Genomic DNA, 17295 nt, shown 5'->3' on the forward strand with positions numbered 1-17295 from the left:
GATCAGCGGGCCTTGAGGTCGACGATCCGCCAACGGTCGTTCTCCAGCCGGGCCGTGACGGTGAGCTGGGCCGCCGCGGTGGTGGCCTCGTCCTCGCCGCGGCGGGAGGTCTGGTCGAGGAAGACCAGCAGGCGTGCGCTCCCGCCGTCGAGTTCGATCACCCCGGTGCGGACGGCACGGGTGTTCAGGGTGACGCGCTGCTCGGTGAGGTCCTCGCGGACCTGGGCGAAGAGGTCCTGGTACTGGCGGGCGGCGCGACCGCCGAGGACGGAGCGCGCGGAGCGCTCGGCGGCCGCGGTGCCGTCCGGTGTGTAGGAGAAGACGCGGGCGAGGGCGTCGGCGATCTCGCCGGCGACGCGGTGGGTGGCCTCGGTGTCGGTGAGCGCGCGGTTTCGGGCCGACTCGGCCGACTCGAGCCGGTGGGCGCCGTAGAGGAAGCCGCAGCCGCCGAGGACGAGCGCCGCGGCGACCCCGGCGAGGACGGCCCGCCGCAGCCGGCCGCCCGGCGGCCGGGGTGCGCGGGCGCCGTCCGCCCGGCCCGCGGAGGACCCGCCCCCGGAGGGCCCGTCGTCCCCGGAGGGCTGCTCGTCCCCGGAAGGCCCGTCGTCCCCGGAAGGCCCGTCGTCCCCGGAAGGCTGCTCGTCCCCGGGACGCTTCCTGCCGGAGCGTGCGCCCTCGGAAGGCCCGGCGGCGGGGGGTCCGTCGTCGGACGTCCCGCCTCCGGGTAACCCGCTCCCGGTCGTCCCGCCCTCGGCCCCACCGTTCCCGGGCGCCCCTCCCGCGGAGGCCGCGTCATCGGGCGCCGGGGCCGCGTCCCGCACGGACACGCCCCCCGAGGACGAGCCCGCACCGAGATCCTCCGCACCCGGGGCCGGATCCCCGTCGGCACCCGTGCCCGGGGCCGCGTCCCGGGCGGGATTCCGTGCCCTGCCGCCGCGCAGCAGCCGTGTCGGCGTCATCGGTCCCCGTCCTCCCGCTCCTCCGAGAGCGGCACCGCGCTCAGCGCCTTCACCTTCCACTCCCCTTCGCCCGTGCGGGCCAGGACCGCCTCCAGGCGTTTGCGGTCGGCGGCCGGCTTCTTCGTTCCGGCGGGCGTGACCTCGACGCGGACGGTGGTGATCAGCTTGGCCGTGCCGGCCCGCGTGTCGAGCGCGGTGACGGCCGCCTCGGTGACCGTGCCGCGCGCCGAGGCGCCCGCCTTCGCCTCGGTGCGGCCCAGTTCCTCGCGCAGCGGTCCGGTGGAGGCGTCGCGCCAGGCCCGGATGGACCGCTCCGCCCGATGCCGGGTGGAGGCGTCGAGCGTGGTGAGCACGGCGACGCCCGCCCGTCCGTCGGCGAGCGCCCGGTCGCGCTCCCTGCCGTACGCGAGCGCGTCGTCGGTGCGTGCCTGCGCGTACGTCCACGCGCCGGTGCCGCAGAAGCCGAGCGCCAGGGCCAGCCCCACGCCGGTGAGGACGCGGGCCCCGGTCATCGTGTGCTCCCGTCGGCCGGGGCGAGGAGGCCCGCCATGTCCCGCGGCGCCTCGCCGCCCTGGCCGGGCAGGGCGAGGGCCCCGGGCAGTGCGGCCGGCCCGCCCGTCCGTGCCGCGCCGCTGCCGGAGGGCAGGGATCCGGGCCTGGCCGGGTCGGGCACCGGGCCGCCCTTCGGGGCGTTCGCCGAACCGCGCACGTTGAACCCGTCCGCGGCGGAGGCGGTGCAGGCCGCGCCGGTGTTGAGGGCGGGCGTGGTGCCGAGGTCGAGCCCGTTGCGGTAGCGCGTGGCGCCGTATCCGGCGGTGCAGGGCAGGGGCTTGAAGAAGGTGACGGCCATGCCGAGGTTCAGCTTCCCTCCGTCGACGGCGGTGGCTCCGGCGGCGACGGCCGCCGGGTACTTCACGAGGAGCTCCTCCGTGCCGCGCTGCCGGGTGACGGCGATCTCGGAGGTGGTGAGCAGATTGGCGAGGACGACGCCGAGGCTCGGGTCGAGGTCCCGCAGGACGCCGCTGACCTGGGTGGCGGCCTCGGGGGTGACGGTGAGGAGGCGACGCAGGTCGGCGTCGGAGCCCTTGAGGGTGCGGGCCAGTTCCTCCGCCCCGACCGCGAAGTCGCGGATGGCCCGCTCCTCCTCGGCCTGGGTGCGCAGGACGGTCTCGCCGTCGGTGATGAGCCGGGTGGTGGACGGCAGGGCGCGGTCGGCGGCCTCCACGAAGTCGCTGCCGCTGTCGAGCAGGACCTGGAGGTCGTCGCCGTGGCCCTCGAAGGCCTTGCCGAACTCGTCCACGACCGTGCGCAGGTCGTCGAGCGGGATGGAGCCGGCGAGGTCGTCGACGCCGGCGAGCACGTCGGTGACGGGCGCGGGCACCTGGGTGTCGGCCTGTTCGATGCGGGCGCCCTCGGCGAGGTAGGGGCCGCCGCCGCTCTCGGGCCGCAGGTCGATGTACTGCTCGCCCACCGCGGAGAGCCCGGCGACCACGGCGCGGGTGTCGGCGGGGATGCGCGGGGCGGACTTCTTGATGCGGAGTTCGGCGACGACACCGTCGGCGGTCAGGCCGATCGGTCCGACGCGGCCCACGGAAACGCCCCGGTAGGTGACGTCGGAGTGGGTGAACAGCCCTCCGGTGCGCGGGAGTCGTACGTCGACGGTGTAGTAGTCGGCGACCCCGACGTACCGCCCGAGGTCGGCGTAGCGGATGCCGAGGAAGGAGAGGGCGAGGACGGCGACGACGAGGAAGGCGAGGTTCTTCAGCCGTACGGCGAGGGTGATCACCCCGGTTCACCTCCCCGCGCGGCCGCCGGGTCGGCCGTCGTCCCGGTGGCGGGGACGGAGGGCAGGGGCAGGGGGGAGGACGGCGTCGGCGAGGGCCGCCGGGACGGGGCCGACGGCGGGGCGGACTCCCGTTCCCCGTCCGTCCTCCCCCCGGACCGCTCCCTGCCGGCCGCCGCCGGCCCGCCGTCCGCCGGGGCGGAGGGCGACGCGGTGTCCTGGGACGCCAGCGGCGGGATCACCTGGGTCCCGGGCACGGCGACCATGTCCAGGTACACGTTGAGGTAGTCGCCCTTCACCCCGCGCAGCACCTCGTCGGTGAACGGGTACGTCAGCAGCACCTCCAGTGAGTCGGGCAGGTCCGTGCCCGCGTCCGCGAGCGCCTTCAGGGTCGGCGCGATGGCCTTGAGGTCGGCGATCATGTCGTCCTTGCTCGCGTCGATGGTGGTGACGGCGACGCCGGAGAGCGTGTCGAGGGAGCGCAGCATGGTCAGCAGTGAGCCGCGCTGCTCCTCGAGCGTCCTCAGCCCGGGCGAGAGGTCGGTGAGCACGGTGCCGACGTCGTCCTTGCGGGTGGCGAGGGTCGTGGAGAGCCGGTCGACGGCGTCGAGGGCGTCGGTGATGTCGCCCCGGTGGTCGTCGAGGTCGGTCACCAGGGTGTTGACCCGTTTCAGTACGGAGCGGACCTCGGGCTCGCGGCCGTCGAGCGCCGCGTCGAGCTCCCGGGTGATGGTCCTGAGCTGGTTGACCCCGCCGCCGTTGAGGAGCAGGGACAGCGCGCCGAACACCTCCTCGACCTCGGTGCCGCGGCTGGTGCGGGAGACCGGGATGACGGCCCCGTCCTCCAGCCTCCCGGTTGCGGTCCCCCGGTCGGGCGCGACGAGCTGGACGTACTTCTCGCCCAGCAGGCTGGACTGTTCGAGGCGGGCGGTGGCGTCGGCGGGCAGCCGTACGTCGCCGTTGATCCTCATGGTGACGCGGGCCGACCAGTCGTCGCGGCCGAGTTCGACGGCGGTGACCCGGCCGACGGCGACGTCGTCGACCTTCACCGCGGACTGCGGGACCAGGCTGAGCACGTCCCGGAGTTCCGCGGTGACGGTGTAGGGGTGGTCGCCGAGGTCGGCGCCGCCGGGCAGCGGCAGGTCCTCGATGCCGTCGAAGCGCGGCGGTTCGACGGTGACCGCGCCGAGGGCCAGGGCGAAGCCGAGGCCGAGGGCGATCAGCCCGCCCAGGGTGAGGCCGGCGACGCCGCCCGTGGTGAGCGCGCCGCGCTTCACCGCCTCGGCCCTCGGGCCGGGGCGCCGTGTGCCGCGCCTCATCGCTCCCCCTCCCCGGTGGCTGCGGAGCCGCCCGCCGCGGGCAGCGGCAGCAGCGGTCCGCCCATGCTGATCTCGTTGAGGTTCGCGCGGCCGTCGAGGGTGCGGGTGTCGGGGTTGTAGGCGTCCACGACGTTGCCCGCGGCCAGCGGCGCCACGTCCAGCGCCTCGGCGAGCGAGGTCCGCTGCTCGACCAGGGTCCGGGTGAGGGGCACGAGCCGGTCGACGTTCTCCTTCAGCTCGTCCCGGTTGTCCTCGATGAAGGTCTTGACCTGGCCGAGGGCGGTGCCGAGCTCTTCGAGCGCGCCGGCGAGGTCGTCCTTGTTGTCGGCGAAGAAGCCGACGACCTCGTCCAGGCGTTCCTGTGCGGTGCGCACGTCGGTGTCCTTCTCCTTCAGCATGGTGGTGAAGGTCTGGAGCCTTCGCAGCGTGCCGAACAGGTCGCCGCTGCTGCCGTCGAGGGTCCTGGCCGCCTTGCCGAACTCCTCGATGCCGTCGCCGATGGCCTCGCCGTTGCCGTCGAGGTTGGCGGCGCCGGTGCGCAGCAGTTCGGACAGGGCGCCGGCGGAGTTGGCGCCGTCCGGGCCGAGTGCCTCGCCGAGTTCGGTGATCGACTCGTAGAGCTGGTCGATCTCGACGGGGGTGCGGTTGCGCGCGGCGGGCAGCACGGCGCCCTCGGCGAGGGCGGGGCCCGAGCGGTAGGCGGGGGTGAGCTGCACGTAGCGGTCGGCGACGACGCTCGGTGCGACGACGACGGCCCGCGCGCCCTCGGGGACCTTCACGCCCTCGTCCAGCAGGAGGCCGACGCGCACCGTGGTGCCCTGTGGCCGCACCGACTCCACCTCGCCGACCCGCACGCCGAGGATGCGCAGGTCGGATCCGGCGTAGACGCCGACGGCGCGGTCGAAGTAGGCGGTGAGGCGGGTGCCGTCGGAGGCGAGGACCCGGACCGCGGTCAGGCCCGCGGCGACGAGCACCGCGAGGGCGAGCAGGCCGGTGAGGACTTTTCTGCGTCTGCTCATCGTTCACCGTTCCCCGGGGCCGCCGCCTGTTTCGGCGGCAGGCAGCCGGTCTCGGGCAGGGACGTCTCGGGCAGGTAGTCGCGGGGGACGACGCCGCACAGGTAGCTGTCGAACCAGCGGCCGTTGCCCAGGGTGTTGCCGACGAGGCGGTAGTACGGGCCGACCAGTGCGAGGGTCTTGCCGAGCTGGTCGTTGTTCTTCTCCAGGACGCCGGTGACCCGGCCGAGGGCCTTGAGGGTGGGGCCGAGCTGCTTCTCGTTGTCGTCGACGAGGCCGCTGATCTCGGTGCCGAGCTCCCTGCTGCCCTTGAGCAGGGCCCGGATGGCGCTGCGGCGGTCCCGGAGTTCGCCGAGCAGGGAGCCGCCGTCCTCGATGAGCGTCTCGAAGCTGGACTTCCTGTTCTGCAGCGTCTTGGTGAACCGGGCGCTGCCTTCGAGGAGTTCGGAGAGTTCCGCGTCGCGCTTCGAGACGGACCTCGACAGCGCGGACAGGCCGTCGGCGGCTTTGCGGACATGGGGCGGGGAGTTCTCGAAGGTGTCGGAGATGGTCTCGAAGCTCTCCGCCAGCCGCCGTGTGTCGATGTCCTCGACGGTGGAGCCGAGGTCCTGGAACGCCTGTGTCACGTCGTAGGGGGAGGTGGTGCGGGACAGCGGGATGCGGCTGCCGGGGTCCTGCCGGCCGGAGCCGAGCGGGTCGAGTGCCAGGTACTTGTCGCCGAGGAGGGTCTTGATGGCGATGGCGGCGGTCGTCCGGTCGCCGATCCAGGCGTCCTCGACCTCGAAGGTGACCTTCACCCTGTCGCCGTCGAGGGCGACGCCGGTGACCTCGCCCGCCTTGACGCCGGCGATGCGCACCTCGTCGCCCTCGTCGAGGCCGGCGGCCTCGGAGAAGTCGGCGCTGTAGTGCGTGCCGCCGCCGAACGGCAGCCGGTCCACGTGGTAGACGAGGGCGGCGAGCAGGGCGAGGGCGAGCAGTCCGACGACGGCGACGGCGACGGGGTCGCGCTCCTTGACCGGTTTGAGCCGCGGGCGCCGGGCCCCGGCCGGCCGGCCGGTCCGGTCGCGCCGAGCGAAGGGCCTCATCCGCGGCACCTCGATTCGGTGATCGCGATGCCGGTCGGCGGCTTCGAGCCGTCGGAGGTGCTCACTCCGCTCACGCGTGCCTCGCAGAGGTAGAGGTTGAACCACGATCCGTAGGAGGACAGGCGGGCCAGGGCGGTCATCTTGGCCGGGGTCCGGTCGAGGAAGTCCTCGATCCGCGGGGTGTGTGCGCCCAGGCCCGTCGAGAGCCGGCCCAGTTCGCGGATGTCCTGCTTCAGGGGGGCGCGTCCGTCCTCGAGGAGGTCGGCGGTGACGGTGGTCAGGTCGCCCATGGCCTCGACCGCCTCGCCGAGGGGTTCGCGGTCGTCGTTGAAGCCGGTGACGAGGTCCCGCAGGGTGACGACGAGGTCGTCGAAGCCGTCCTCGCGGTCGTTGAGGGTCTTCAGGACGGTGGTGAGGTTGTCGACGACCTGGCCGATCACCTCGTCCTTGGCGGCGACGGTCGTGCTGAGCGAGCCGATGTGGCGGATCAGCCCGTCGACGGTGGCGCCCTCGCCCTGGAGCACCTGCACGATCGATCCGGCGAGTTCGTTGACGTCCTTCGGGGAGAGTCCTTCGAACAGCGGCTTGAACCCGTTGAAGAGCAGGGTCAGGTCGAGGGCGGGTGTGGTGCGGTCGAGCGGGATGGTGTCGCCCGCTTCGAGCGCGCCGGTGAGGTCGCCGCTGCCGCGGTCGAGGGCCAGGTAGCGCTGGCCGACCATGTTGAGGTACTTCACGGCGGCGGTGGCCGACCGGGGCAGCCGGCGGTCGTCGCGGACGGTGAAGGTGACCTGTGCGGTGCGCCGTCGCACGACGCGGACGTCGGTCACCTCGCCGACCTCCACCCCGGAGATCCGTACGCTGTCGCCGTCGACGAGTCCGGTGACGTCGGTGAACAGGGCCCGGTAGGCGTGCGTGCCGGTACGGACACCGGTGTCGGCGACGCTGAGGCCGAGCACGGCCGTGGCGATGCCGGTGACCACCACGAAGACCAGGGACTTGAGCAGCGGACCGGTCAGCGGGCGGCGCCGGGTGTGCGCGTGGTCCGGGGCGGTCATCCGAGGGTCACCTCCGTGCCGCGGTAGGCCGGACCGACGAGCAGGCTGCTCCAGTCGGGCAGGTCCCCGGGGGGCCGTCCGGCGGCGGGTGCGAGCAGTTCGTTGACGAGGTCGTTCTCTTGCGGGGAGTTGGCGGGTCCGAGGTCCTGGTCGGCCGCCGCGGACGCCTGTGCGGCGGGCCGGGGGAGGGTGCCGAGGTAGGGCACGGAGGGGCAGCGGGGGCCGCCGCCGGAGTCGTACACCGGGGTGTCGCGGCCGGGGAGGTAGGCGCCGCGCGAGGGGACGGTGGTGACGTCGACGTGGATGCCGGGCCGGTCGGTGCCCTTGCCGAGCGCCTTGTCCATGGCGGGCACGAACTCGGCGAGGGTGCGCAGGGTGCAGGGGAAGGCGGGGGAGTACTCGGCGAGCAGCTCCAGGGTGGGCCTGCCGGTGGCGCTGAGCCGGATGATGGTGTCCTCGTTCCTCCGCAGGAAGGCCGTCATGTCCTCGGCCGCCCGGGTGGTGGCGCCGAGGGTGCCGGCGTACGCGGCCTCCTGCTCGGCGAGGGTGCCGCTGGTGGTGGTGAGGTCGGTGAGCGCCGTGATGATGTCGGGTGCGGCGTCCGCGTAGACATGGCCGACCTTCACGAGGTGCTTGAGGTCCCGGTTGAGGGTGGGCAGGTGGGGGTTGAACTCCTTCAGGTGCGCGTCCAGTCGCACGAGCGTGTCGCCGAGCCGGTCGCCGCGTCCCTCCAGCGCCCGTGAGACGGCCGACAGGGTCGCGGACAGCTTCTGCGGCTGGACCGCGGTGAGCACCGGCAGGACGTCGTCGAGGACCTGCTGGAGTTCGACGGCGTTCTCGGAGCGGTCCTGGGGGATGACGGCCCCGGCGGCCAGCGGCCGGTCCGAGGGGGCCTCGGGCGGTACGAGGGCCACGAACCGCTCGCCGAACAGGGTGGTCGGCAGCATCTGCGCGCGGACGTCGGAGGGGACGTGGTCGAGGGCGCCGGGTTTCATGGCGAGGGTGAGCCGGGCCCCGTCGCCGGTGGCGTCGATGGCGCGGACCTCGCCGACGACGACGCCGCGCAGTTTGACCTCGGCGCCCAGGTGCATCTCGTTGCCGACGCCGTCGGTCTCGACGACCACCGGGTCGGAGTCGGTGAACCTCTTGTCGTAGACGGCGACGGCCAGCCAGACCAGCAGGGCGGGCACCAGCAGGAACACCACCCCGGCGCACCGGTGGCGCAGCGTCTCGCCTCGCGCTGTGCTCATCTCACCCCGCCACCTTCACGGTCGTGGTCGCGCCCCACAGGGCGAGCGACAGGAAGAAGTCGGTGACGCTGATCAGCACGATGGCGTTGCGCACGGAGCGGCCGACGGCGACGCCGACGCCGGCGGGACCGCCCGTGGCGCGGTAGCCGTAGTAGCAGTGGGCGAGGATCACCATCACGCTGAAGACCAGCACCTTCAGTACCGAGAGCAGGACGTCCGTCGGGGAGAGGAACAGGTTGAAGTAGTGGTCGTACGTGCCCCGGGACTGGCCGTTGAACAGGACGGTCACGTAGCGGGACGCCAGGTAGGAGGAGAGCAGCCCGATCGCGTAGAGCGGGACGATGGCGACGACCCCGGCGATGATGCGCGTGGTGACCAGGTAGGGCATGGAGCGGATGCCCATCCCCTCCAGGGCGTCGACCTCCTCGTTGATGCGCATGGCGCCGAGCTGGGCGGTGAAGCCGGCGCCGACGGTCGCCGAGAGGGCGAGTCCGGCGACGAGGGGGGCGATCTCGCGGGTGTTGAAGTAGGCGGAGACGAATCCGGTGAACGCGGCCGTGCCGATCTGGTCGAGGGCCGCGTAGCCCTGGAGTCCGACGACGGTTCCGGTGAAGAGCGTCATCGCGATCATCACGCCGATGGTGCCGCCGATGACGCCGAGGCCGCCGGAGCCGAAGGCGACCTCGGCGAGGAGGCGCTGCACCTCCTTGAGGTAGCGGTGCAGGGTCCGCGGGACCCACAGCAGCGCCCGGGCGTAGAAGAGCAGGTGGTCGCCGGAGCGGTCGAGCAGGGCGAGCGGGGAGGCCATCGGGCCTCAGCCTCCCTTCGGCGGGACGATCTGGAGGTAGATGCCCGTCATCACCATGTTCACGAAGAAGAGCAGGAGGAAGGTGATGACGACGGACTGGTTGACGGCGTCGCCGACGCCCTTGGGGCCGCCGCGCGGGTTGAGGCCCCGGTGGGCGGCGACGATGCCCGCGATGAATCCGAAGACCAGCGCCTTGAGTTCGCTGATGTACAGGTCGGAGAGCTGGGCGAGGGCGGAGAAGCTGGACAGGTAGGCGCCGGGGGTGCCGTCCTGCATGATCACGTTGAAGAAGTAGCCGCCGAGGGTGCCGACGACGGAGACCAGGCCGTTGAGCAGGACCGCCACGCCCATGGTGGCCAGGACCCGGGGCACGACGAGGCGTTGCACGGGCGAGACGCCCATGACCTCCATGGCGTCGAGCTCCTCGCGGATCTTGCGGGAGCCGAGGTCGGCGCAGATGGCGGAGCCGCCGGCGCCGGCGATCAGCAGGGCCACGATGAGCGGGCTCGCCTGCTGGACGACGGCGAGGACGCTGGCGCCCCCGGTGAACGACTGGGCTCCCAGCTGCTGGGTCAGGGAGCCGACCTGGAGCGCGATGACGGCGCCGAAGGGGATCGAGACGAGGGCGGCGGGCAGGATGGTGACGCTCGCGACGAACCAGAACTGCTCGACGAACTCGCGGAACTGGAAGGGTCTTCGGAAGACGGCCCGGCCCACTTCGGCGGCGAGTGCGAACAGCCGTCCGGTCTGCCGCAGCGCACCGGTGATCATGCGCCGCTCCCGGCGGCGGGCAGCGGCAGGGTGGGCGCCCCGGCGCCCCGCTCGTAGGTCCGGCGGATGGCGGAGCGCGCGGCGGGCGGCAGCTGGTCGATCATGCCCATGACACGCTCGCGCCGCCGGGCGACGGCCCGGCGCGGCGGGAGGCCGGGCGACGGCTCCAGCTGCGGGACGATGGCGCGGGGCCGGGCCGCGGCGGCGCCGACGGCGTCCGCCTCGGCGGCGAGGGCGGCCGCGTCCTTCTCCTCGGACATCCCGATGGGGCCCTCGCGCCGGCCGGCGAGGAACTGGGCCACGACCGGCTCCTCGCTGGTGAGCAGCACCTCGCGCGGGCCGAAGGTGACGAGCTCGCGCCGGAAGAGCATCCCCATGTTGTCCGGCACGGTGGCGGCGATGTCGAGGTTGTGGGTGACGATCAGCATCGTCGCGTCGATCTGCGCGTTCAGGTCGATCAGCAGCTGGGAGAGGTAGGCGGTGCGGACCGGGTCGAGCCCGGAGTCCGGCTCGTCGCAGAGGATGATCTGCGGGTCCAGCACGAGCGCGCGGGCCAGGCCGGCCCGCTTGCGCATGCCGCCGCTGATCTCCCCCGGGAGCTTGCCCTCCGCGCCCAGCAGCCCGACGACCTCGATCCGCTCCATGACGATGCGGCGGATCTCGGACTCCTTCTTGCGGGTGTGCTCGCGCAGCGGGAAGGCGATGTTGTCGAAGAGGGACATGGACCCGAAGAGGGCTCCGTCCTGGAACATGAGCCCGAACAGTTTCCGGGTCTCGTACACATCCCTCTCGGGACTGTTCACCATGTCCACCCCGTTGATGAGGACACGGCCCTTCTCGGGTTTGAGCAGTCCTATGAGCGACTTCAGGAAAACGGTCTTCCCGGTGCCGGACGGCCCCAGCATCACGCTCACCTCTCCGGCGGGAAGGGTGAGTGTCACGTCCCGCCAGATGCTCTGCCTGCCGAAGGACTTGGTCAGGCCCTCGACCACGACTTCGATTCCCATGTCACCTCCAGCGGACGTGTGGCTTCACGCGCGTCGCCGGCGCACGTTAAGTCGGCGCGGAACGCACTGACAACGGGTGCGACGGCGGTTTCCCGTCGGCTTTCCGGACTTTGTCACCGCGCGGACAACATGCCGCACCCGTACTTGTCTCCGGGGAGACAGACGGGGCCTCGCGGCTCCGGGGGCGTGGATTCGCGAGACCCCGCCGACGGACGTCCGGCCCCGGTGGAAGGGCGCGGCCGGAAAGCATCCGTCATGGCTCCGGCCGACGGGGGCCACCGACCTGGAACCGAGCACCACACCGGCACGTTACGGCCGAGTAACCTTGACGGGCAAGAGTGGAATCCGAGTTTTCCGGGGGACCGACTCCAGCCACGGAAAACCTGTCACGGCGCACACAGAACACACCCTCGAAACTGTCACCGGGTGAGCGGAACGGCTCCACGGCGGACGTTCCACGGAACACTTCCGGACGTCGGCCGAAAATCTCGGCATTGACGTCAGGTGAGCAAGACGGCCCGCGAACCGCTCACCCCGGGAACAGTTGGTTTCGCTTTTCAAAGAATCATGAACGGCGGCATTGTTCGGCTAAGTTTCCCGCAAGTAACGTCATGGCTCGCGGACAGGGAACACCGAGCCGCGGGCCGCACGGCCGCCCCTCGAACGCTTCGGCCACGGCCCATCTCTGCCGGTCAATCCACGAGGAGACTCCCCCAGCCATGAAGAAAACCCTCAGAAGGGCCGCTGTCGTGGCGGGTGCGGCCACGGCCGCGTTCGCCCTCACCCTCTCCCCCGCCTCGGCGGCGCCGTCCACGGTGTGGACCGTCACCCCGACGGGCAGCTACACGGCGACGAACGTCGGCAACATCGTGCTGACCGCCACCATCCCGATGACGTGCACGACCTCGAGCGCCTCGGGCGGCATGGCGAGCACCACGGGCAACCCGGCCACGGTCGCCACCATCAACGCCATCAACTTCGGCACCTCCGGGGCGCCGTGCACCAGTGTCCTGGGCAACGTCACCACCACGGCGGTCACCCCCTGGACCGTCGTCGCGCAGGACTACACCGCCTCGACCGGCGTCACCAAGGGCTACATCGGCAACGTCAAGGCCAATGTGACCGCCGGGGCCTGCAAGTTCACGGTGACGGGCAAGGCCACGTCCACCTACACCAACTCCACCGGCATCCTGGCCGTCAGCAGCGTCTCCGGTGACCTGGCCGTCAGCTCCAACCCCGCCCCCGTCAACTGCGGTGCGGTGGTCACGACCGCCACCAAGCCCGTCTTCAAGGGCAACTACGCCATCAAGGCGTCGAACGGCGTCACCCCGGCCATCGTCGGCTCCAACCCGTAGGGCGCCACCCGTCCGCGTCCGCCCGGCCGGCGTTCCCGGCCGGGCGGACGCGGGCGCTGCGCCACGTCCGGCGGACGCCGGCCCTCCCCTACTCGAGTGGAGTCGTATGAAAGGCCAACGAGCCGCCGCGCCACGGCCGTCGCGGGTCCGTGCCAGGAGCGCGGCGATCGGCGCGTTCGTCGTGCTCGCCGCCACGGTCCCGGCCGCGGCGTCCGCCGCGGGCACCCAGGAGGTGGACGCCGAACTCCGCTACGTCTGCGCGCTCCCGTCCGGACGGCAGCCCGTCGGGGTACGGGTCTCGGCGGCGTTCCCGGACCGGGTGGAGGCGGGCGAGGCGATCTCGCCCGTCGACGTCACCACCACGGTGGAACTGCCGGCGGACGCGGTCGCGGACCTCACCGCGCTCGAGGCCGCCACCGCGCGGGCCGCCACCCGCCTCACCGTCGGCGTCGCCCAGGACGAGGCCGCCGCCGAGGCCACCTGGCACGGCGCCGCGGAGCCGGCCGCCCTTCCCGGAGCCGGACCGCTGACGCTGACCGCGACGGGTGACGTCCCGTCGGTGACCGGGCGGAGCGACGGCGATCTGACGTTCTCCGCCGGGAACCTCGCCGTCGACCTGGAGCTCGGCGCCGCGGACGGGACCGCCGCCGGCCCCGGCACGCTGACCCTCGACTGCTCCCCCGCCGAGGACACCCCCAAGGACGGGCTGCTGGCCACCGTCCGGGTCGGTACGGACACGGCCGGCCCGAGCGGCTCACCGTCCCCGTCCGGCTCCGCCCCCAAGGCACCCGCCCCCTCCTCCGGAACACCGGGCGCACCGCAGGACCGCCAGGGCGACCGCGCCCCGAAGGCGGCGGGGGACCCGCCCGGCGCCGCCGCGGACCGCGACGCGCCGCCGTGCCGCTACGACGACGCGCACCCGCCCACGCCTGCGTCGCTGAACGCCTACGTCACGGGCTACACCAACGTGAGGAAGCTGAAGGGCGCCTCGCTCCTGCCGCCGTCCTGCATGCTGATCGAGCAGGGGAACCCCGTGGACGGCCCTCCCGACCCGGAGTACCTCATCTTCGACACCGCGTCGACGGCCGACTTCCACTACGAGGGACGCAAGCAGACGCCCCCCTTCGAGAGCACCTTCCTGACGTTCGGCTTCACCCCCGTGACGGCCACCATGGTGCTGGAGCAGACGGGCCCCATCACCATCGACTCGCGCATCAAGATGCGCTGGTCCGACTTCAGGACGATCACGGACACCTACGTCCGGGCCCCGCTGGTCCTGCGGGTGACCGCCCTCGAGGTCAACGGAACCCCCCTGGACGTCGGCCCCGGCTGCAGGACCGAGACGTCCCTCACCTCCGCCGACCCGGATCCCGCGAACCATCCCGGTGACCACCTGGTGCTGTACGGCAGGGGCGAACAGGACCTCGGCCTGCCGGCCACCGGCTACCTGCTCCTGTCCGGCGGTTCCCTGTCCGGTGAGACGACCGTCCCGGCCTTCACCGGCTGCGACGCCGGCGGCGAGAACCTCGACCGCCTCCTCACGGCTTCCGTCTCCGGCCCCGGCAACCTCCTCAAGCAGGTCCAGGGCCAGACCTGCAGCATCGCCAACCCGGTGTTCGGAGACGAGTTCAACGCACCCCAGTGCACCCGCGACCTGCAGCCGTACGTGATCCCCGTACCCGAACGCTGAGCCGCTCCTCCTCCCTCCTCCACGGAAGGCCACCACCCATGCCCCTGCTCACCACCCGCACCAGGATCGCCACCGTCTCCGCCCTGACCGCGCTCGGCGCCTTCGCCTCCCTCGGCACCGCGACCGCCGCCGAGCCGGTGCTGAACGGCGAGTGGGCCCCCTTCACCCGCTGCCCCGTGGACGCCCCGGCGATGCTGGCCGCCGACGGCTTCGACAAGACCCCGCAGTGCGTGGTCTCCACCTCCGCCGGCGGCTCCATCAAGCTGGGCAAGACCACCGTGGTCACGGGGAGGACCAACCTGCAGATGGGCATCGTCCAGAACGCGGACGGCACCAGCAGCGTCGTCGCCCCGCCCTCCGGCGCGCTCGTCGCCGACTCCGCCACCGTGCCCGGCGGCCTGCTCGGCCTGATGTGCCCGAGCAGCATCCCCGTGATCACGTCCCTGTGCGAGACGCTCGAGGGCTCCACCCTCAACAAGATCACCGCCACCATGGAGTCCGTCGGTTCGCCCTACGCCTTCGACCAGACCGCGGGCGTCCTCACCGACATGCCCATCGTCGCCCTGCCGGTCCGCATCCACCTGGAGAACCCGCTCCTGGGCGGCAAGTGCTACATCGGCACGGCCTCCCACCCCATCCTCCTGCGCCCGGAGAACCGCACCTACCCCGAGTTCGGGATGAGCTTCTTCCGGGGCGACGGCACGTCCGACGAATCCGGCGAGATGAGCCGGATCGCCCTCACCGGCGCCACCCAGAACGACAGTTCCTTCGCGGTCCCCGGCGCCACCGGCTGCGGCCTGAACGTCGGCCTGATCAACGCCGCGGTCAACGCGAAGACCGGGCTGCCCTCCGCCGCCGGGAACAACAGCCTCACCCTCAACGACACCCGGACCCACCTCGCCGGCCTCAACGCGCCCGGCACCGTCGCCCCCGAGGCCGGCCGGGTGCTCGCGGAGAACTGGCACTCCGCCGTCGGGTAACGGCCACGCGGCAGCGGTTCCCGGCCGTTACGGCGGCCGGCCCGTGCGACGGCGAGGCAATTCTGCTCAACCCGTGTACAGGAAAAGAAAGTTGATTTAGCTTCAGCTTTTCAGACCGGCATGATCTGGTGGACCGGTCCGGGCGCCGTCCGCCACCCGGCCGGACGACGCCCGCCCGGCCACCCCGCCGGACACGTCGCAGAGCAAGAGGTGACTCATGCCCTCGATCACACGGTCCCCGGAGGTCGGTGAACCGCTCGAGCCCCTGCCCCGGAAGTTCGCGGCCTTCATACGGCCGGAACTGCCGGGGCTGCTGAACGAGATACGGGCCGAGGTCACCCGCGCCTACCCGGTGTACGGCCGGCTGCTCAACGGCCCCAACGGGGACGCGGTCCGCCAGGGCGTGGAACAGGCCCTGGTCGCCTTCGTGGACCGGGTGGCCGACCCCGGCAGGAGCTCGGAACTGCGGGACGAACTCCTGCGCAGGTTCGGCCGGGTGGAGGCCTACGAGGGCCGCGACCTGGAGACCCTGCAGGGCGCCTACCGGCTCGGCGCCCGCATCGCGCTGCGCCGGGCCAAGTCGGTGGGCAGGCAGTACAACCTCTCCCCCGCCCTCATCCTCGCCTTCGCGGACGCCCTCTTCTCGTACGTCGAGGAGCTGGAGGCGGTCACCCGCGAGGGGTACGCGGAGGTGCGGGAGCGGGCCGCGTCCGAGGTCTTCGCGTTGCGAAGACGGTTACTGCACCTGATCCTGGCCTCGTCGCCGCTGCCCCAGACGACCGTCTCCGAACTGTGCGAGGCCGCCGCCTGGGAACTCCCCCGCACGTGCACCCTCGTCGCCCTCCGTCCCCCGGCGCCGGCCCCCATCCAGGCGGCTCTCGACGGCGACGTCCTCGCCGACCTCGACATCCCGCAGCCGCACCTGCTCGTCCCCGGGGACCTCACCCCGCAACGCCTGGCGATGCTCGGCACGGCCCTGTCCGGCACCCGCGCCGCGGTGGGCCTGACCGTGCCGCTCGCGCAGGCCGCCGACTCCGTCCGCTGGGCGCGCCGCGTGCTCCAGTTCGTCGACGACGGCGTGGTGCCCGACGCCCCGCTGGTCCGCTGCGAGGACCACCTGATCACGCTGTGGCTGCTGTCCGACCCCGCCCTCGTCGACCAGCTCGCGGCCCGCGAACTGGCCCCGCTCGACGGGCTGCCCGCCGGCCGGCGCCGCCGGCTCGTCGAGACGCTCCGGGTCCACGTCTCCACCCGGGCGCCCGCCGAGCAGGTCGGCGGGATACTGGGCGTCCACGCCCAGACCGTCCGCTACCGCCTGCGGAACCTGGACGCCCACCTGGGCGACCGGCTCACCGACCCCGACCGCCGCTTCGCCCTCGAGGCGGCCCTGCGCTCGCTCCATCTGCGCGGCCACGACGCCGGGGACTGATCCCCGCCGCGGGCACGGCGGGCGGGCCCGCGGATCCGCGCCGGCCCGCCCGCCCCCGGCGGCCGGTCAGTCCTGCGGGCACTCCTTCCACGCGAGGTGGTACACGGTGCTGATGTCCCCGTCCGTCGAGTCCATGGTCATGAAGCTGACCTCGTCGGAGGACGAGGCGCCCGCGCTCACCCGCAGCTCCGTGTTGATGTTGAAGTTGCGCTGGACCCCGCAGGGCGCGTAGACCAGCTGGGCCCAGTCGGTCTCGTCCGTGGCCTGCCAGTTGTCGTCGTAGGGGCCCGCGAAGGGGTGGGTGCGGTACTCCGTGTTCGAGGAGCCCTGGAAGTAGTACGACGCCCGCTGCGTGCCCCTCGCGCCGGGCTGGAGCGAGGCGAAGCCCCGGTAGTCCGCGCCGGCGATGGCGTAGGTGAAGCCCTGCGGGACGTGCACCAGCAGGCTGAGCTGGCAGTTCCTGCGGGAGGCCGTGGGGGCGGAGTTCCCGCCGGCCTGCGCGAGGTAGTCGCTGTACGTCACGGTGAACGCGGTGTTGTCGGCCGAGACGGCGACGGCCGCCGTACCCGCGGGGCATCCCGAGCCGTTCACCGTGGCGACCTTGATGACGATCTTGTCCGGCGGCGGGTCCTCGAAACCGGCCGACGGGTCGTGCGCGGGCAACGCGGCGGTGAGGAGCGCGGCCGCCGCCGCGCTCAGGAGCAGTCCACCAGCCATGGTTCTCCATCCTTCGGTGGGGGGTGATTGAAGGGTCATGTACATGCCAAAAACGCACGCACACGCGCTCC

Annotated in this window: 15 protein-coding genes and 1 pseudogene; 4 read left to right on the forward strand and 12 right to left on the reverse strand. The window is 72.6% G+C overall.

Annotated features, from left to right (window positions below; genetic code table 11):
* Positions 1 to 2: 2 nt before the first annotated feature.
* From ADK41_RS44100 to ADK41_RS23915, 11 genes and pseudogenes are all read right to left on the reverse strand, one after another.
* Positions 3 to 518 (reverse strand): annotated as a pseudogene (locus ADK41_RS44100) (nuclear transport factor 2 family protein); the annotation flags it as partial.
* A 437-nt stretch (positions 519 to 955) separates the two neighbouring features.
* Positions 956 to 1471: a hypothetical protein gene (locus tag ADK41_RS23870; RefSeq protein WP_030818007.1), complete on the reverse strand. Its 516-nt coding sequence runs from the start codon at positions 1469 to 1471 to the stop codon at positions 956 to 958.
* Positions 1468 to 2745 carry an MCE family protein gene (locus tag ADK41_RS23875; RefSeq protein WP_030818016.1) on the reverse strand — a complete coding sequence of 426 codons (1278 nt, stop codon included), beginning with the start codon at positions 2743 to 2745 and terminating at the stop codon, positions 1468 to 1470. Before ADK41_RS23875 ends, ADK41_RS23870 begins: the two co-directional genes overlap by 4 nt.
* Positions 2742 to 4061: an MCE family protein gene (locus ADK41_RS23880; RefSeq protein ID WP_078661724.1), complete on the reverse strand. Its 1320-nt coding sequence runs from the start codon at positions 4059 to 4061 to the stop codon at positions 2742 to 2744. The genes ADK41_RS23875 and ADK41_RS23880 overlap by 4 nt, the downstream gene beginning before the upstream one ends.
* Positions 4058 to 5080, reverse strand: a complete 1023-nt coding sequence (locus ADK41_RS23885; protein ID WP_030818021.1) for an MCE family protein — start codon at positions 5078 to 5080, stop codon at positions 4058 to 4060. Before ADK41_RS23885 ends, ADK41_RS23880 begins: the two co-directional genes overlap by 4 nt.
* Positions 5077 to 6162, reverse strand: a complete 1086-nt coding sequence (locus ADK41_RS23890; protein ID WP_030818023.1) for an MCE family protein — start codon at positions 6160 to 6162, stop codon at positions 5077 to 5079. Before ADK41_RS23890 ends, ADK41_RS23885 begins: the two co-directional genes overlap by 4 nt.
* Complete coding sequence (locus tag ADK41_RS23895; RefSeq protein WP_030818024.1) at positions 6159 to 7217, reverse strand: MCE family protein; 1059 nt, start codon at positions 7215 to 7217, stop codon at positions 6159 to 6161. Before ADK41_RS23895 ends, ADK41_RS23890 begins: the two co-directional genes overlap by 4 nt.
* Positions 7214 to 8467: an MCE family protein gene (locus ADK41_RS23900; RefSeq protein WP_030818027.1), complete on the reverse strand. Its 1254-nt coding sequence runs from the start codon at positions 8465 to 8467 to the stop codon at positions 7214 to 7216. Before ADK41_RS23900 ends, ADK41_RS23895 begins: the two co-directional genes overlap by 4 nt.
* 1 nt (position 8468) lies before the next feature.
* Positions 8469 to 9275 carry an MlaE family ABC transporter permease gene (locus tag ADK41_RS23905; protein WP_030818033.1) on the reverse strand — a complete coding sequence of 269 codons (807 nt, stop codon included), beginning with the start codon at positions 9273 to 9275 and terminating at the stop codon, positions 8469 to 8471.
* A 6-nt stretch (positions 9276 to 9281) separates the two neighbouring features.
* Positions 9282 to 10046: an MlaE family ABC transporter permease gene (locus tag ADK41_RS23910; RefSeq protein WP_030818036.1), complete on the reverse strand. Its 765-nt coding sequence runs from the start codon at positions 10044 to 10046 to the stop codon at positions 9282 to 9284.
* The gene (locus ADK41_RS23915) at positions 10043 to 11053 is read right to left on the reverse strand and encodes an ABC transporter ATP-binding protein (RefSeq protein WP_030818038.1); all 1011 of its coding nucleotides are present in this window, start codon (positions 11051 to 11053) and stop codon (positions 10043 to 10045) included. The genes ADK41_RS23910 and ADK41_RS23915 overlap by 4 nt, the downstream gene beginning before the upstream one ends.
* 719 nt (positions 11054 to 11772) lie before the next feature.
* Between ADK41_RS23915 and ADK41_RS23920 the strand changes: the two genes are divergently transcribed.
* The 4 genes from ADK41_RS23920 to ADK41_RS23935 all read left to right on the forward strand — a co-directional run bounded on the left by ADK41_RS23920 (position 11773) and on the right by ADK41_RS23935 (position 16507).
* A complete protein-coding gene (locus ADK41_RS23920; RefSeq protein WP_030818041.1) occupies positions 11773 to 12408 on the forward strand; it encodes a hypothetical protein in 636 nt (211 codons plus the stop codon).
* A 106-nt stretch (positions 12409 to 12514) separates the two neighbouring features.
* Entirely contained in the window at positions 12515 to 14098 is a 1584-nt protein-coding gene (locus ADK41_RS23925; RefSeq protein WP_030818043.1) for a DUF6801 domain-containing protein, read from the forward strand.
* A gap of 38 nt (positions 14099 to 14136) precedes the next feature.
* Positions 14137 to 15078: a hypothetical protein gene (locus ADK41_RS23930; protein WP_030818045.1), complete on the forward strand. Its 942-nt coding sequence runs from the start codon at positions 14137 to 14139 to the stop codon at positions 15076 to 15078.
* 217 nt (positions 15079 to 15295) lie between these two features.
* On the forward strand, positions 15296 to 16507 hold the full coding sequence (locus tag ADK41_RS23935) for a helix-turn-helix domain-containing protein (protein WP_030818048.1): 1212 nt from the start codon (positions 15296 to 15298) through the stop codon (positions 16505 to 16507).
* A gap of 66 nt (positions 16508 to 16573) precedes the next feature.
* On the opposite strand, the gene ADK41_RS23940 is transcribed toward ADK41_RS23935, so the two are convergent.
* A complete protein-coding gene (locus tag ADK41_RS23940; protein WP_030818051.1) occupies positions 16574 to 17224 on the reverse strand; it encodes a DUF4360 domain-containing protein in 651 nt (216 codons plus the stop codon).
* Positions 17225 to 17295: the final 71 nt, after the last annotated feature.

It is taken from the genome of Streptomyces caelestis (assembly GCF_001279005.1).
GTDB classification, from domain to species: Bacteria; Actinomycetota; Actinomycetes; order Streptomycetales; family Streptomycetaceae; genus Streptomyces; species Streptomyces heliomycini.

Excerpts from the sequence above, each read along its gene's own strand:
- ADK41_RS23895 (WP_030818024.1), bottom strand. The coding sequence starts at position 7,217 with ATGACCGCCCCGGACCACGCGCACACCCGGCGCCGCCCGCTGACCGGT.
- ADK41_RS23890 (WP_030818023.1), bottom strand. The coding sequence starts at position 6,162 with ATGAGGCCCTTCGCTCGGCGCGACCGGACCGGCCGGCCGGCCGGGGCC.
- ADK41_RS23910 (WP_030818036.1), bottom strand. The coding sequence starts at position 10,046 with ATGATCACCGGTGCGCTGCGGCAGACCGGACGGCTGTTCGCACTCGCC.
- ADK41_RS23905 (WP_030818033.1), bottom strand. The coding sequence starts at position 9,275 with ATGGCCTCCCCGCTCGCCCTGCTCGACCGCTCCGGCGACCACCTGCTC.
- ADK41_RS23930 (WP_030818045.1), top strand. The coding sequence starts at position 14,137 with ATGCCCCTGCTCACCACCCGCACCAGGATCGCCACCGTCTCCGCCCTG.
- ADK41_RS23900 (WP_030818027.1), bottom strand. The coding sequence starts at position 8,467 with ATGAGCACAGCGCGAGGCGAGACGCTGCGCCACCGGTGCGCCGGGGTG.
- ADK41_RS23925 (WP_030818043.1), top strand. The coding sequence starts at position 12,515 with ATGAAAGGCCAACGAGCCGCCGCGCCACGGCCGTCGCGGGTCCGTGCC.
- ADK41_RS23935 (WP_030818048.1), top strand. The coding sequence starts at position 15,296 with ATGCCCTCGATCACACGGTCCCCGGAGGTCGGTGAACCGCTCGAGCCC.
- ADK41_RS23915 (WP_030818038.1), bottom strand. The coding sequence starts at position 11,053 with ATGGGAATCGAAGTCGTGGTCGAGGGCCTGACCAAGTCCTTCGGCAGG.
- ADK41_RS23940 (WP_030818051.1), bottom strand. The coding sequence starts at position 17,224 with ATGGCTGGTGGACTGCTCCTGAGCGCGGCGGCGGCCGCGCTCCTCACC.
- ADK41_RS23885 (WP_030818021.1), bottom strand. The coding sequence starts at position 5,080 with ATGAGCAGACGCAGAAAAGTCCTCACCGGCCTGCTCGCCCTCGCGGTG.
- ADK41_RS23880 (WP_078661724.1), bottom strand. The coding sequence starts at position 4,061 with ATGAGGCGCGGCACACGGCGCCCCGGCCCGAGGGCCGAGGCGGTGAAG.
- ADK41_RS23870 (WP_030818007.1), bottom strand. The coding sequence starts at position 1,471 with ATGACCGGGGCCCGCGTCCTCACCGGCGTGGGGCTGGCCCTGGCGCTC.
- ADK41_RS23920 (WP_030818041.1), top strand. The coding sequence starts at position 11,773 with ATGAAGAAAACCCTCAGAAGGGCCGCTGTCGTGGCGGGTGCGGCCACG.